The 15,197-nt window shown below is 40.6% G+C and carries 9 protein-coding genes, 4 pseudogenes and 1 riboswitch; of the genes and pseudogenes, 6 read left to right on the top strand and 7 right to left on the bottom strand.

Going from position 1 to position 15,197, the window contains the following annotated elements:
• The first annotated feature begins 118 nt into the window (after positions 1-118).
• Positions 119-364 (top strand): annotated as a pseudogene (yfaE, locus tag C3Z13_RS10830) (class I ribonucleotide reductase maintenance protein YfaE).
• Positions 365-510: 146 nt separating this feature from the next.
• On the opposite strand, the gene nrdB reads toward yfaE, so the two are convergent.
• The 4 genes and pseudogenes from nrdB to C3Z13_RS10810 all read right to left on the bottom strand — a co-directional run bounded on the left by nrdB (position 511) and on the right by C3Z13_RS10810 (position 4,939).
• Positions 511-1,641: a class Ia ribonucleoside-diphosphate reductase subunit beta gene (gene nrdB, locus C3Z13_RS10825; RefSeq protein WP_103855920.1), complete on the bottom strand. Its 1,131-nt coding sequence runs from the start codon at positions 1,639-1,641 to the stop codon at positions 511-513.
• Between the two features lie 162 nt (positions 1,642-1,803).
• Positions 1,804-2,225, bottom strand: a pseudogene (locus C3Z13_RS10820) (Z-ring associated ZapG family protein).
• An 88-nt stretch (positions 2,226-2,313) separates the two neighbouring features.
• Positions 2,314-4,083: a 30S ribosomal protein S12 methylthiotransferase accessory factor YcaO gene (gene ycaO, locus C3Z13_RS10815; RefSeq protein WP_103855919.1), complete on the bottom strand. Its 1,770-nt coding sequence runs from the start codon at positions 4,081-4,083 to the stop codon at positions 2,314-2,316.
• Positions 4,084-4,207: 124 nt separating this feature from the next.
• Positions 4,208-4,939: a class I SAM-dependent methyltransferase gene (locus C3Z13_RS10810; protein ID WP_103855918.1), complete on the bottom strand. Its 732-nt coding sequence runs from the start codon at positions 4,937-4,939 to the stop codon at positions 4,208-4,210.
• Positions 4,940-4,956: 17 nt separating this feature from the next.
• Between C3Z13_RS10810 and gloB the strand changes: the two genes are divergently transcribed.
• Both gloB and hemA read left to right on the top strand, forming a co-directional pair.
• On the top strand, positions 4,957-5,658 hold the full coding sequence (gene gloB / locus C3Z13_RS10805) for a hydroxyacylglutathione hydrolase (protein WP_103855917.1): 702 nt from the start codon (positions 4,957-4,959) through the stop codon (positions 5,656-5,658).
• Between the two features lie 147 nt (positions 5,659-5,805).
• Positions 5,806-7,110 (top strand): glutamyl-tRNA reductase, encoded by a 1,305-nt coding sequence (hemA, locus tag C3Z13_RS10800; RefSeq protein ID WP_103855916.1) that lies wholly within the window; start codon positions 5,806-5,808, stop codon positions 7,108-7,110.
• Between the two features lie 39 nt (positions 7,111-7,149).
• Here the strand turns inward: hemA and C3Z13_RS10795 are convergent, their stop codons facing one another.
• Positions 7,150-7,662 carry a PepSY-associated TM helix domain-containing protein gene (locus C3Z13_RS10795; protein ID WP_103852951.1) on the bottom strand — a complete coding sequence of 171 codons (513 nt, stop codon included), beginning with the start codon at positions 7,660-7,662 and terminating at the stop codon, positions 7,150-7,152.
• A gap of 147 nt (positions 7,663-7,809) precedes the next feature.
• Here C3Z13_RS10795 and C3Z13_RS10790 point away from each other — a divergent pair, with 147 nt between their 5' ends.
• Positions 7,810-9,924: a TonB-dependent receptor gene (locus C3Z13_RS10790; protein ID WP_103855915.1), complete on the top strand. Its 2,115-nt coding sequence runs from the start codon at positions 7,810-7,812 to the stop codon at positions 9,922-9,924.
• A 40-nt stretch (positions 9,925-9,964) separates the two neighbouring features.
• Here C3Z13_RS10790 and purU read toward each other — a convergent pair whose 3' ends face one another.
• Both purU and C3Z13_RS13065 read right to left on the bottom strand, forming a co-directional pair.
• Positions 9,965-10,801, bottom strand: a complete 837-nt coding sequence (purU, locus tag C3Z13_RS10785) for a formyltetrahydrofolate deformylase (protein WP_103855914.1) — start codon at positions 10,799-10,801, stop codon at positions 9,965-9,967.
• 75 nt (positions 10,802-10,876) lie between these two features.
• A pseudogene (locus C3Z13_RS13065) lies at positions 10,877-11,278 on the bottom strand (H-NS family histone-like protein).
• 276 nt (positions 11,279-11,554) lie between these two features.
• Positions 11,555-11,730: riboswitch (Lysine riboswitch) on the top strand.
• A gap of 96 nt (positions 11,731-11,826) precedes the next feature.
• On the opposite strand from C3Z13_RS13065, the pseudogene C3Z13_RS10775 reads away from it, so the two are divergent.
• Positions 11,827-13,349, top strand: a pseudogene (locus tag C3Z13_RS10775) (Na+/H+ antiporter NhaC family protein).
• A gap of 268 nt (positions 13,350-13,617) precedes the next feature.
• A partial coding sequence (locus tag C3Z13_RS10770) for an acetolactate synthase 3 large subunit (RefSeq protein ID WP_103855913.1) occupies positions 13,618-15,197 on the top strand: 1,580 nt, incomplete at its 3' end.

Below are 15,197 nucleotides of genomic sequence, written 5' to 3'. Positions count from 1 at the left end.
GCAAAAGAAAGGAAGTCGCCAACGGCGAAACCCGTTATCAATCTCAAAGAAAAATAATTTAACGCAGAAAAAGAAAATTTCACTCAAATACGATTATTTCAATATCTCACTTTAAAAAATGAAAATCACCCTATTAAAACAAAAATTACCTTGAACACCACACGAAATGCCGTTACTACCAAAAATTAGAAATCCACGGCATTTATCCAGAATATCAGTGCCGTTCGGGTTATTGCGGTACTTGCCGCACAAAAATAAAAAGGGTAAAGTCCGCTATAATGAACCACCACTTGCTTTTGTAAATGAAAACGAAGTGCTACTTTGCTGCTGCCAAGTGGAAAGTGATTTGGAGTTGGAGTTATGAGGTAAAAACTTTAACCGTTTTACTCCCCGTGTAAAATTGCCCCGAATGAAAATAAAAGTTTAGAAAAATGGAACTTATCAACGTCAAAGAAAAATAACCGCACTTTTAGTTATCTGAAAGTGCGGTCAGAATTTTCCATAAATTTATTACAGCTCAAAATCCCCGAAATCGCTGGTATCAACTTTTGAATCAATTTGACCAACAAGATAAGAACTTACTTCCACTTCTTGTGGGGCGACTTGTACATTGTCCGACACCAACCACGCGTTGATCCAAGGGATTGGGTTTGAACGCGCTTCAAATGGCAATGGTAAGCCGACTGCTTGCATACGGATATTGGTGATGTATTCCACATATTGCACCAAAATATCTTTATTTAAGCCAATCATTGAGCCATCTTTGAACAGATAATCTGCCCATTCTTTTTCTTGTTCTGCGGCAGCTAAGAAAAGTTCATAAGCCTCTTGTTTGCATTCTTCGGCAATTTCTGCCATTTCAGGGTCATCTTGTCCAGCTGCCATAATGTTGAGAATGTGCTGTGTTCCCGTTAAGTGTAGTGCCTCATCACGGGCGATAAATTTGATGATTTTGGCGTTGCCTTCCATTAATTTCCGTTCCGCAAAGGCGAAAGAGCAAGCAAAGGAAACATAAAAACGAATGGCTTCTAAGGCGTTTACGCTCATTAAGCAGAGATAAAGTTGTTTTTTTAGATTGCGCAGAGTGACGACGCATTCTTTGCCGTCCACGGTGTAAGTGCCTTCGCCATAAAGGCTGTAAAGCTGGCTGTCGCGGATTAAATCATCGTAATAGGCGGAGATGTCTTTTGCGCGTTTGATGATTTCTTCGTTAGTTACAATATCATCAAAAACGATGGACGGGTCATTGACGATATTACGAATAATATGCGTATATGAACGGCTGTGAATGGTTTCAGAGAATGTCCAAGTTTCGATCCACGTTTCCAGTTCAGGAATAGAAACCAATGGCAATAGCGCCACATTTGGGCTACGACCTTGAATGGAATCAAGCAGGGTTTGATACTTTAAGTTACTGATAAAAATATGTTTTTCGTGTTCTGGCAGTGCAGCATAGTCAATGCGATCTTGAGACACGTCCACTTCTTCTGGACGCCAGAAGAAAGAAAGTTGTTTTTCAATCAGTTTTTCAAAGGTTTCATATTTTTGTTGATCGTAACGGGCGACGTTCACATTTTGTCCAAAGAACATTGGTTCTTTGAGTTGATCGTTTTTGGTTTGTGAGAAAGTGGTGTATGCCATAGAAATATCCTTACATCTTTTTAATTGAGAATGGCTTCGTATTTTACACTAAAATCTGATTCGTTTAATGGGTTTTATATATTCTTGAAATTAGCGAACAATAAAAACGGAGAGTTGTTTTAAAACTCACCGTTTTTCAAAGGGTTAGGAAATTATTAAGAGCTATTTTTCGGCCTTTAAGATGCCTGATGATCCTTCAGAATAATCTCTTGGAGGATTTTCTTCTGAATTGTTTTCAGCAACGGTCTTATCTTGTTCTGCTTTTTTATCTTCTAATTGATTTTCAAACAGAATTTTATTCTCTAGCTGAGGAAGTAATTCCGCTGAAGAATTGGCTAAATGCTGATAAAGTTTCTGGTAATCCTGTGCAAGGGTTTTGAGTAATTCAGCACTTTCTGAAAAGTGTTTTTCCAGATTTTGCTTTTGCTGATCAAGTTCAGATTTGACTTTTTTTAACTCAGTTTCTGTTTGCAGTTGTTTTTTACTGAGCCTTTAGTGAGACGCAATAATAAGTAACCGAGAATCAAACCAACGACTAAGCCAACTAAGGCTGATTGCCACATTTCAGGTGTCCAATTTTGCATAAAAACTCCTTATTGTTAGTAATAAAAAACGCTAATATCCTAGCATTAAATAAGCATAATTTCTTTGGGGCAGATCACAAAATAGGGTTTAATTCTCTGCTTTCCAATAGTCTGCTTTGGCTTTTTGCAATTTATGATAGGCGTTGAGTAATTTTTGATGTGCGTGGAATTGTTGTAAATGCTCATCATCAGCCAATAAATCATAGAACGGATTGCCACCTTGAATGGCATTCCAAGCAAATTCCACCGCACTTTTGCCATACATTTTCTCAAATACCGCACGATATTGAGCGGGATCGCGGTTTTCATCTAGGAATAATTCTAGGCTGTTTACTAAACAGCGGTAATAATTCGCACGCTCTGGGGGAAACACGGATTGATTCATATTTAGCGTCCAGTTTGCCCAATCTAAGGCATTTTCTAAATCTTGTGTAGCAAGATAGAGCATTGCTTTGAGTTCACCAATGCGTAGGGTTGTCCAGCCCGATTTTGGTGGTGGCACGATACCAATAAATTCGCGTACACGAGAGGCATCATCAATGCCTTGTTCGTCAAGCTCATCAAGCAATTCTTGATAAGTGTCTTGATCGTGATGGAAGTGTGGTAAATCAAGCAAAATTTCACGCCAATCCATTCCCATATTGTTATTGGCGTAAATTAAATCGTCCGCAGGGTAAATATCCGACATTCCCGGCACAATAATGCGGCAAGCGTAAACGCCGAGATGTTGATAATCCATAATATAGACTTCCTGATTGAGCGCTTGGAAAATCGCCATCAGATTTTGATATTCTTGCTCCGTTGTGCCAGAAAAATCCCAGTCCACAAAAGGATAATCGCTCTCTTGTTTGAATAAATCCCAAGAAATTAAACCGCTTGAATCAATAAAGTGCGTTTCCAAATTGGCGTGTTCTGCTACATCATCATTGTTGAAAGAAGGTGGTGTGAACACATCAAGATCTTTCAAGCTACGCCCTTGTAATAATTCGGTTACCGTGCGTTCCAAGGCCACGCCAAAATTAGGGTGCGCACCGAAAGAGGCAAAGCAAGTGCCATTTTGTGGATTGAGCAACACCACACAGATTACAGGATATTTTCCCCCTAAGGACGCATCATAAGCGAGAATTGGGAAGCCTTCTTGCTCAAGGGTTGCAATGGCTTCTTGCACCGTAGGGTAGCGATCCATTACATCTTGCGGAATAAGTGGCAAGCTGATGGCATCTGCAATAATTTTATTTTTGACATAACGCTCAAACACTTCTGAAAGCCCTTGCACACGTGCTTCAAACAAGCTGTTGCCTGCGGACATTCCATTGGAAACATAAAGATTAGCGATAATGCTTTGTGGAATATATACCGTTTGGTTATCCGATTGACGCACATAAGGCATTGCCACAATGCCACGTTCTGCATTGCCCGATTGGAGATCGATCAATAAATCTGGCGTCAATTCGCCATTGGGATCATAATAAGCCAATAAATGCTCATCTAAAATGCCTTCGGGCAGCTCGGTTTCATCTTCAATTTCAAACCATTTTTCATTGGGATAATGCACAAAAGGTGCATTGGCAAGTGCTTGCCCAAGGTAATAGTCGGCAAAGAAATAGTTGGTGGAAAGGCGTTCAAAATATTCCCCTAAAGCAGAAGCCAGCGCCGCTTTTTTACTCGCCCCTTTACCGTTAGTGAAGCATTGCGGGCAATCTTTATCACGAATATGCACAGACCAAACATTCGGCACGGGATTGAGCCACGAGGCTTCTTCAATATCAAAGCCAAGTGCGGTCAATTTTTGCTGAAATTTTGCAATGCTGTCTTCAAGGGCGGCATCTTTGCCGGGAATAAAGGTTTGTTCGGTCATTTCGTGTTCTCCGTCATTTCGTATTATTCGTTATCTAAGAGGCGAATCATATTGAGCCGTGCATAATAGGCAAGTTTCGCCTGTTCAGCAAGGGGAAATCCTGTTAAAAAGCAAAACCAGCTTGTTATTTCAATGAGTTGTTTTTGATGAGCCTTTCCGCTTTGGCGGCTTGGCGAAAAGCATTGGCAGGGTTGAGAACAGGGGAAAAGGGCGATGTTTGGGGATTTAAGGTCATTGGCAACGTGCGTTTTTGGGCCACAATGATCATCATTTCGCCAAAATAATGGGGGTTTCCTTGCAAGGATAAGCATTGCTGATCAAGCAGATCGAAATTGAGCAGGCTCAGCCAATCCACAATCCGACTGGCAAAATAAGGGTGAAACGGCAATTTATTTTTGCCAAAAGGCAAATGTTGTTTAAGGGAAAATAGGCTGAGCGGATTAAATAAGGAAAGAAATAAGATTCCATCTTGATTGAGCGTGCGCGTAGTTTCGCGTAACACTTGGTGCGGATCAGCGGTGAAATGCAAGCCGTGCGCAAGCAAGCAGGCAGAGAAACATTCATCAATAAAAGGTAGCGCCGTGGCTTGAGCTTGCACTAAATCGATGTGTGGGCATTGTGAAAGTGCGGTCAAATTTTGCGGAATTTTTTCGCTCACAATAATTTGTTGATCGCAAGGATAATACGCCACTTCGCCACTTAACGCGCCCAATTTGAGGCAATAATCTCCCGAAATTTGTGCAAAGTGTTTTGTTAAATATTGCTGAATTAGGCTACAATAGCGCTCACCTTGTGGCACCTGTTGCCAGCTTAGCGGTGTTTCTATTTGCGCATTGTTTAGAATATTCCACTTCATTTTTAATAAGGATCAATATGTTAGTACCCATTCCTGCCCTTGATGATAACTATATTTGGCTGTATGCACGAGAAAATTTACCTGTAATTGTGATCGACATCTCAGAAAGCGCGCCTTTGCTTGCTTATTTACAGCAACATCAGCTTGAAGTGGAAGCGGTGCTGCTTACCCATAAGCATCAAGATCACGTTGGCGGCTTGGCAGAATTTAAACAGCATTATCCCAATGTCCCTGTGTTTGGCCCACAAGAAACCGCAGACTTGGGCGCAACGCAAATCATTAATGAAGGGGAAATTCACACCACGCATTATCAAATCCAAGTGCTGTCCTCGGGCGGCCACACGGAAAATCACGTGAGTTTTGTGGTGGACGGTCATTTATTCTGTGGCGATACCTTATTTTCAGGCGGTTGCGGACGCGTGTTTACAGGGGATTACGCACAAATGTTTGATTCGCTCCAACGGCTCAAAGCCTTGCCTGATAGCACCATTGTTTGCCCGGCGCACGAATATACTTTAAGTAATTTACAGTTTGCCGAGAACCTGTTAGGCTCGTCTGACTTTCTAACCGATTATACGAGAAAAATTGCAACATTACGCCAACAGAATCAACCGAGTTTGCCCACTACCTTAGCATTAGAAAAACGGATTAATCCTTTTTTACAGGCGGAAAATTTAACCCAATTTACCCAATGGCGAAAATTAAAAGATCAGGGTTAAATTAAACAAAAGTGTTGCTTTTTGCTAGGAAAGGGCAATCCGATTTGCTCAAGGGTAAATAATTGCTTAGAATGAGCAAGTTTTTATTTTCTTTCTTTTTATTTTGTGGGGGCTTGACCGAAAGTGCGGTCAAATTTCAATTAATTTATGACAATTCTTGTTTTAGGCATTAACCATAAAACTGCTTCTGTGGCATTGCGTGAAAAAGTGGCGTTTTCTGATGAGAAACGTCAGCAGGCGTTGCAACAAATCGAGCAAGCTGCTTTGGCAGACAGTGCTGTGATTTTGTCCACCTGCAATCGCACGGAAGTGTATTTTCATAATAAAGCCATTTCCCCACAAGATGATGCTCAATGGCAACGCCAATGTATTGATTGGCTGAGCGAAATTCATCAGATCGATAAAGAAGAACTCAACCACAGCCTTTATGTCAAACAAAATCAGTTCGCCACCCAACATTTAATGCGTGTCGCGTGCGGATTGGATTCCCTTGTATTGGGTGAACCACAAATTTTAGGGCAAGTGAAGCAAGCCTATCAGCTGAGTGAAGATTATTATCAGCAACATCAAGGGGCGATTTCTGGCCAGCTTTCTCGCTTATTCCAAAAAACCTTTTCCACGGCAAAGCGTGTGCGCACGGAAACCAGTATCGGTGAAAATGCCGTGTCGGTGGCCTATACCGCCTGCACGCTCGCCCGTCAGATTTTTGATAGTTTACGTCAGCTGAATATTTTACTTGTCGGTGCGGGCGAAACCATTGAATTGGTGGCACGCCATTTATTACGCCACGGCGTGAAAAGTTTAACCATTGCCAACCGAACCCTTGCTCGCGCTGAACAGTTAGTAGAAAAACTGGGATCAGCACAGAAAATTCGTGTGGTAGGGCTAGATGATCTTCAAGCAGGCTTAGATCAGGCCGATATTGTGATCAGCTCAACAGGCAGCCCAAACACCCTAATCAGTCAAGCAATGGTGCAGCAAGCACAGAAAAAGCGTTGCTATAATCCAATGCTAATTGTCGATATTGCCGTGCCACGTGATGTAGAAGAAAGCGCAGGCGAAGTGGAAAGCGTTTATCATTACACTGTTGATGATTTGCAGAATATCATTCAGCGCAATCTCACCCAGCGCGAACAGGCTTCCGCCGAAGCAGAACAGATTATTGACGAAGAAAACCAAGCCTTTTTTGAATGGCTCAAGGTGCATCAATTTTCTAATTTAATTCGCCGTTATCGTGAGGAAGCGGAGCAAACCCGCCAAGAAATGCTAGAAAAAGCCTTGAGTGCCTTACAGCAAGGTGAAAGTGCGGAGCAAATTTTGCAAGAATTAAGCTACAAACTAATGAATAAATTGATTCACACCCCAACCCAAGCAATGCAAGCCATGGTGAAATCAGGCAACGCACAAGGCTTGCAAGCATTTTCGCAAGAAATTCAAACCAAACCAGAATAAGGCGAAAAAATCGCCTTATTTTCACCGCACTCGCCTCCCCTAATCCGTCAAAATCACAACCATAGCCATTACTGCACCGGTCAGGATAAACCATAGGCTACGTTTTAGCATTTTCTTTGAGCCTGGGATAAGCCATAGGGAGCTTATGCAGAAAAAGAGCAGAGAAATGCCGAAAAGGGTAGTGAGCCAAGAATAGGGATATTGCGAATTGCCTAAGTGTAGGCGATTTAGTTCAGCGAGCCAGCCTGGGTATTCCATTGCGTGATATTTTACTTCCCCCGTTTTGCTGTGATATTCCCCTTGCTTAAAATAAAGCACGTCATCTTTTTTCTCGCTGATCAATAAATTTTTTATGCGTAATTTCTGCCCAAGCTGTTGTTCAGTGAGTTGGGGGGAAATGTTTTTTTCGATATAGACTGAACGTTTGAAAATGTTGGTATCTCGATAAATCAACACGATGCCAGTCAGGGCATAAATCGACATAATGACTAATAATAAAAATCCGAAATAGCGGTGCAAAATCCGCATCCATTTTGCTGTTGTTTTGCTCATTTGTATGTTGGTTGGAGGTTAAAAATGCGGTGATTATATAGAAATTTTATCCATTATGTAAATGAAAATAATTATTATTTGTTGAATTAATAATTATTATCAATAGAATAGGTGGCTGTTGTTCAATAGATAAGGAGTTCTAACTTTATGAAACTAGCTTGCCCTCTAAATTTTCCTTTAAAAACGACCGCACTTTTAGTTATAAGTGTTTGTTCTAGCAAGGTGTTATATGCGGAGGAAATTTCTTCATCAACAGAGTATATGGCCGTGTTACCAACGATTGATGTTGTTACCACACAGGAAACCGCCAACACAAAGGGCTATGTGGGGTATGAAGAAGCACAGGCAACACGCAATCTTCTTACGATCAAAGAAATGCCGCAGACTGTTGATGTGATTAACATTCAGAAAAATAAAAATTATGGAACCAATGATTTGAGTTCTATTTTAGAGGGAAATGCGGGGATTGATGCCACCTATGATATGCGTGGTGAAAATATTTACTTGCGTGGTTTTCAGGCTGATGCGAGTGATATTTATCGTGATGGGATTCGTGAGAGTGGTCAAGTTCGCCGTAGCACCGCGAATATTGAACGGGTTGAGATTTTAAAAGGCCCATCGTCAATTTTATACGGACGCAGTAATGGTGGTGGTGTGATTAATATGGTCAGTAAATTTGCTAATTTTACAACCAGCAGAAATATTGGCGTAACCTATGGTTCTTGGAATAGCCGCAGTGTAAACTTAGATGTGAACCAAAAAATTAACGAAAATGTTGCAGTGCGTTTAACTAGTGAGCTTTCTGCAGCAGAGGCTTATCGCTATGGGGTTAGAAATAAGGGGAGAATGTTTTCGCCAAGCATTAGCCTACAAAGTGATGATGGGCGACTACAATGGATTGGGCAATATACCTACGATTATCAATGGCGTATTCCAGATCGCAATCCAGCTAAATCTGTTTATGATGAAATGGGAATAGGCTATCGAAATAGTTTTTTCCGTGATGGAGACTATGTCGATGATAAATTGCAAGTTTGGCGTTCGGATCTCAAATATTTTATAAATGATTTATGGATGGTCAATTGGCAGCTGGCTTATCGCCAAGCAGATCAGGATTTTGATCATTATTTTGCAGGAACTTATTCTGCAACGGATAAAACGTTAAAGCAAAGCTATGCGTGGCAAAAAACACGAAATAAAACGTTCACCAATAATATTACCTTTAATGGCGAATTTGACACAGCTCGCTTTAAGCATAAAGTAACCATTGGGCTGGATTATAGTCAGGAAGAACGCCACCCTATTTTGGCTGTTTTGCGTAATCAAGAAATTGATCCTTTTCTCAACCGACATCAATGGCCAGCTCGTCAGCACCCAAATGCGACGGTAAATAATCGCCATAAAGCGTATAGTACAGGTATTTTTGTACAGGATTTAATTTCATTAACCGATAACGTAAAAGTGCTATTAGGCGGGCGTTACGATTTTTATCGTTTTAACTCCACAAATATTAAGCAAGAATGCCGTGATACAAAAGGGCATTCCTTCAGCCCAAATGTGGGCGTTGTGTGGGAAGTTACACCAGAACATACGCTTTACGCCTCCTTTAACCGTAGTTTCTCACCTTATGGAGGGCGTGGCTATTTAGGGATTAGCACCGATCAAAAAGACGTGTTTAATGCCTCACCCGAATATAATCAACAATATGAAGTGGGCATTAAGAGCGATTGGTTTGACAAAACCTTAAGTACTACCTTATCTGCTTATCAATTAGAACGCCGTAATATTCGTTATCGTCCTAATAAAGATATTCTTGATGTTTGGGCGGTGCGTGGAAAAGATCAATCCAAAGGTGTGGAATTAAGCCTATTAGGGCAGCTCGCACCGAAATGGTATATCCGTTCTTCAGTAGGCTGGATGGTTGCAAAAATTAAGGAAGATAAACAAAATCCGCAAAATAACAACCGCACTTTAAATAATACGGGAAATTTCACGAGTAACCTGTTTGTGCGTTATGTGCCAACAGAAAAACTCTATTTAGAAACAGGAGTAACCCATTTAGGAAAACGTTATTATTTCAATAACAATAAACAAACCATTCTGCCAAGTTTTACGCGTGTTGATGCGATGGTGGGATATAACTTGAACCCTGTGAATATCACCTTGGCGGTATCAAATTTATTGAATAAAGCTTATTGGCGTTCCGATTCAATGCCGGGTAATCCGCGTTCCTTTAATTTACGTTTAACTTATACCTTTTAATTAATCAAATAAATGCGGTGTTTTAAGCACCGCATTATTTTTAGAGAATAATTGTTTTATTTTTATAAACAAAGATCCGATCTTGTAGCGCGAGATCTAAGGCTTTGGTGAGAACGGTTTTTTCCACATCACGCCCTGCACGCATCATTGCATCAGCACTGTATGTGTGATCCACATTAATTACGTTTTGCATAATAATTGGGCCTTGATCTAATTCATTATTAATGAAATGCGCAGTTGCACCAATAATTTTTACCCCACGTTCATAAGCCTGATGATAAGGTCTTGCGCCAATAAACGCAGGCAAGAAAGAGTGGTGGATATTAATTACTCGATTTGGATAACGGGCAACAAATTCAGGGTTTAACACACGCATATATTTCGCTAACACAATATAATCTGGCGCATATTGATCGATTTTTTCCGCTAATAATTTATCGTGTTCAACGCGGGTTAATCCTTCGTGGCTAATACAATGAAACGGAATGTCAAAACGTTCCACTAAATTTCTTAGGGTATCGTGATTTCCAATAACGGCAGCGATTTCAACATCTAAACCACCGTAATAATTTTTCATTAAAATATCACCAAGGCAATGGGCTTCTTTGGTGACTAAAATAACAATGCGTTTTCTTTTTGTGCTAATTAATTGGCAATTTGTTCCTGCTGGTAGGCTAAATGTTAAATCAGCAAGCAAGGTTTCATCATTGAAAATCCCTTCCAATTCCGTTCGCATAAAGAAATGTTTTGTTTCAAAATCGACAAACTCATTGTTATGAATAATGTTGAGTTGGTGTTTATAACAAATATTGGTTATTTTTGAGATGAGTCCTTTATCATCAGGACAATCAGTTAGAAGAATTTTATTTTCTCGCATAATTTTGTGTGTGGTAAGGTTTTTTGAGATGAAAAAAAAGTAAAGCCAAGGGGCTTTACTTTTTATCGTAAGAAATTAAATTTCAAAATCAGATAATGATTTACCTGCATTTAATGCACGTTGAATTGGAAGCGGGGTTCTGCCTTGACCAGTCCAGGTTTTTACGTTGCCATTGTCATCAGTGAATTGATATTTCGCTGGACGAGCAGGGCGTTTTTGACGTGGTGCTTTTGGTGCTGCAGTTTGCTCTGAAATTAAATCTTCAGGTGTAATTCCTTTTCTTTTAAGAAATTATGCACTTCAGCAAGGGATTTTAATCTTTCTGCTTCTTGTTGTGCAGCTTGTGCCACTTCTTCACGTTTTCTTCAAGTACAGTTTTACTTTTTCTAAGATTTCTTCTAAATGTTCTACATCTAGATTTTTTGCTACAGCGCGTAAACTACGAATATTTCTTAATGATCTTAATAAATCACTCATTTTAAATCTCCCAAAGTATGATATTAAATTAATAAGGACGTAGCTATAATAACGAAAATATTATTCAAGGTAAATAGCAAATGTTATTTAATGTTTCATTCTTTTTATTTCCTTTATAAAAGTGCGGTGTTATTTTGCCAAGTTTTTTACATAAATTTCATTTTCGTATAACGCAATCCTTTGCGTGCAGTGAGATGATGTTTAGATAAAAAGTTATCGCTTTTTTATGGATAATGCTTGCATTTTTCCTTGCTTATTGTAATCTTTGCGAGATCCTACTTATGTAGAGGAGCGACTATTATAAGTATTTTTTCTGAGTGGATAACGATGAGGAAAAAGGAAAGGAATAGTTGCCGAAATCAATTAAAAGTCGTTTTAATTGGTTGGGAGCGTTTTCGAAAGAAACGTTACTGTCATAGTCTTTTTAACAACTATGGAGCGCTACTGGTTAGGTTGGGTAATTTTGCCTGCCTTTTTATTTTAAATTTTCACCCTTCTTTAAAATAGTAAACTTCAGTGGTTCTCCCTTATTCTTAGGTAGAACAATAATGGAACTCTTAGATTATTCCACATCAATTTGGTCGGTTGTCCCGCCCCTGTTAGCCTTATTATTGGCAATTTTTACCCGTAAAGTCATTTTATCGTTAAGTATTGGTATTGTGATTGGCTCATTAATGTTGGCAGATTTCAATATTGCCAACACAGCGATTTATTTAAAGAATACCGTGCAATCTTTGGTATATGGTGATGACGGTTGGAACTTTGATACCATCAACATCATTTTATTCTTATTATTATTGGGAATTTTGACCGCACTTTTAACGGTATCAGGTAGCAATCGTGCCTTTGCGGAATGGGCGCAAAAGCGTATTAAAAATCGCCGTGGCGCGAAATTAATGGCGGCTTCTTTGGTCTTTGTTACTTTTATTGATGATTATTTCCACAGCCTTGCGGTGGGGGCGATTGCCCGTCCTGTTACAGATAAATTTAAAGTTTCTCGTGCAAAATTAGCCTATATTTTGGATTCCACCGCCGCGCCAATGTGTGTGATTATGCCTGTTTCAAGTTGGGGCGCGTACATTATCACCTTAATTTCAGGCTTGCTTGCTACTTATGCCATTACGGATTACACCCCAATTGGGGCATTTATGGCGATGAGTGCGATGAATTTCTACGCGATTTTCTCTATTTTAATGGTGTTCTTCGTGGCCTATTTCTCTTTCGATATTGGCTCAATGGCAAGACACGAAAAACTTGCTCTTGAAAGAGCAGAAGAAGATAAAGATGAGCAAAACGGCGTGAAAGGCCACGTTCGCAACTTGATTTTACCTATTGTTACCTTAATTGGTGCAACGGTATTTATGATGTTGCACACAGGTAATGAAGCTCTCGCTGCAGATGGCAAGCCTTTCTCTGTATTAGGCGCATTTGAAAACACTACGGTAGGGATTTCTTAGTGGTGGGTGGCTGTGCTTCAATCGTTGTGGCAACCCTTTGTATTTTGATTGATCGTCAAGTGAGTTTTGCAGAATACGCCAAATCTTGGATCGTTGGCGTGAAATCAATGCTTGGTGCGATTTTGATTTTATTCTTCGCTTGGACAATTAACAATGTTGTGGGCGATATGAAAACAGGAACGTATTTATCTAGCCTTGTTTCTGGTAATTTACCTGTGGCAGTGTTGCCTGCGTTATTATTCGTATTAGGCGCAGTAATGGCGTTCTCAACAGGAACAAGCTGGGGAACATTCGGCATTATGTTGCCAATTGCTGCAGCCATTGCCGCCAATGCCGCGCCAGAATTAATGTTGCCTTGTCTTTCAGCCGTAATGGCAGGGGCGGTATGTGGCGACCACTGTTCACCAGTTTCCGATACCACCATTTTGTCTTCCACTGGGGCGAAATGTAACCATATGGATCACGTTACCACCCAGTTACCTTATGCCTTAACCTTAGCCGCTGCAACCATTGTGGGCTATCTTGTGGTCGGTTACACCGCATCAGGCGTGTTTGGCTTTATTGCTACAGCAATCACCTTGATTGCACTCATTTTCTTATTTAAAAGACGATAAAATGTGATCTAGATCACAAAATCAGAAATAAAATTTTATTTCGTCTATTTTATAAAATGCGGCAGATTGTCGCATTTTTTTATTTTAAGCTGAATTTTATTTTATAAAATATCGAATTTGCAAAATTTTTAGAAATTTATTCTGAAAAATCACCACTCTTTTCACTCAAATCTTGCTAGACAAGCCATTCTCAATCCGTTACAAATAATCATCGTTAATGAAAAAACAGAAGTGCGGTGCAAATTCCGCAAATTTTTGCGAGGTAACAATGAAAAAATTATCAGGTGCGGAAATGGTTGTGCAATCCTTGCGTGATCAGGGCGTAAAATTTGTATTTGGCTACCCCGGTGGCTCGGTGTTGGATATTTATGATGCTATCCACACATTAGGCGGCATTGAGCATATTTTGGTTCGCCACGAGCAAGCCGCCGTGCATATGGCAGACGGCTATGCACGTTCCACAGGGGAAGTGGGCTGTGTGTTAGTTACATCGGGCCCCGGGGCAACCAATGCCATTACAGGGATTGCCACTGCGTATATGGATTCTGTACCTTTGGTGGTGATTTCTGGACAAGTAATGTCTGGCTTGATCGGTAGTGATGCGTTCCAAGAATGCGATATGGTGGGGATCTCTCGCCCTGTGGTGAAACACAGCTTTTTGGTAAAACGGGCAGAAGATTTGCCTGAAGTGATCAAAAAGGCGTTTTATATTGCCTCCACAGGTCGTCCGGGGCCGGTGGTGATTGATTTGCCGAAAGATGTGCTAAACCCGGCTAATAAATATACTTATACCTATCCGCAAGAAATCAGCTTGCGTTCTTATAACCCGACAGTGCAAGGGCATAAAGGGCAGATCAAAAAAGCCTTGAAAGCCTTATTGGTGGCGAAAAAGCCCGTGCTTTTCCTTGGCGGTGGTGCGATCACAGCAAATTGTAGCGAGCAAATTAGCCAATTTGCCAAGCAGTTAAATTTGCCGGTTACTGCGTCTTTAATGGGATTAGGTGCATTTCCAAGCACGGATAAACAGTTCTTAGGAATGTTAGGAATGCACGGCACATACGAAGCGAATAACGCAATGCACCACAGTGATTTAATCTTCGCCATTGGCGTGCGTTTTGATGATCGCACCACCAATAATTTGGAAAAATATTGCCCGAATGCCAAAGTGGTGCATATTGATATTGACCCAACGTCCATTTCTAAAAATGTACCAGCAGCGATCCCGATTGTGGGCAGTGCAGAAAATGTGTTAAACGAAATGCTAGCTTTATTAGAAGAAGATAACTTAGCTAAATCCCAAGCGGATCTGAGCGATTGGTGGAAACAAATTGATGAATGGAAAGCGGTGAAATGCTTGGATTTTGATCGCAATAGTGGCGTGATTAAACCACAGCAGGTGATTGAAACTGTCTATCGTCTAACCAAGGGCAAAGCCTATGTGGCATCAGATGTAGGGCAGCACCAAATGTTCGCTGCCTTGCATTATCCTTTTGATGCGCCACGTCATTGGATCAACTCAGGCGGGCTTGGCACAATGGGCTTTGGCTTGCCAGCGGCATTAGGCGTGAAATTGGCTCACCCAGAGGCAACGGTGGTGTGCGTAACGGGGGACGGCAGCATTCAAATGAATATTCAAGAGCTGTCCACGGCGCAACAATATGGCATTCCTGTGGTGATTATTAGCCTAAACAATCGCTTTTTAGGAATGGTAAAACAATGGCAAGATTTGATTTATTCGGGGCGTCATTCGCAATCTTATATGAACTCACTGCCAGATTTCGTCAAGCTGGCGGAATCTTACGGACACGTTGGCATTCAGATTGATCGTCCTGAAGAATTGGAAGAAAA

Source organism: Avibacterium endocarditidis, from assembly GCF_002921145.1.
Classification (GTDB): domain Bacteria; phylum Pseudomonadota; class Gammaproteobacteria; order Enterobacterales; family Pasteurellaceae; genus Avibacterium; species Avibacterium endocarditidis.
The sequence above is the reverse complement of the archived record's forward strand: the minus strand, read 5'-3'. Positions and strand labels throughout refer to the sequence as shown.

Bases quoted from the DNA above. Each gene is read 5' to 3' on its own strand.
- C3Z13_RS10810 (WP_103855918.1), bottom strand. From the start codon at position 4,939: ATGAAGTGGAATATTCTAAACAATGCGCAAATAGAAACACCGCTAAGC.
- ycaO (WP_103855919.1), bottom strand. From the start codon at position 4,083: ATGACCGAACAAACCTTTATTCCCGGCAAAGATGCCGCCCTTGAAGAC.
- C3Z13_RS10795 (WP_103852951.1), bottom strand. From the start codon at position 7,662: ATGAGCAAAACAACAGCAAAATGGATGCGGATTTTGCACCGCTATTTC.
- gloB (WP_103855917.1), top strand. From the start codon at position 4,957: ATGTTAGTACCCATTCCTGCCCTTGATGATAACTATATTTGGCTGTAT.
- nrdB (WP_103855920.1), bottom strand. From the start codon at position 1,641: ATGGCATACACCACTTTCTCACAAACCAAAAACGATCAACTCAAAGAA.
- hemA (WP_103855916.1), top strand. From the start codon at position 5,806: ATGACAATTCTTGTTTTAGGCATTAACCATAAAACTGCTTCTGTGGCA.
- C3Z13_RS10790 (WP_103855915.1), top strand. From the start codon at position 7,810: ATGAAACTAGCTTGCCCTCTAAATTTTCCTTTAAAAACGACCGCACTT.
- purU (WP_103855914.1), bottom strand. From the start codon at position 10,801: ATGCGAGAAAATAAAATTCTTCTAACTGATTGTCCTGATGATAAAGGA.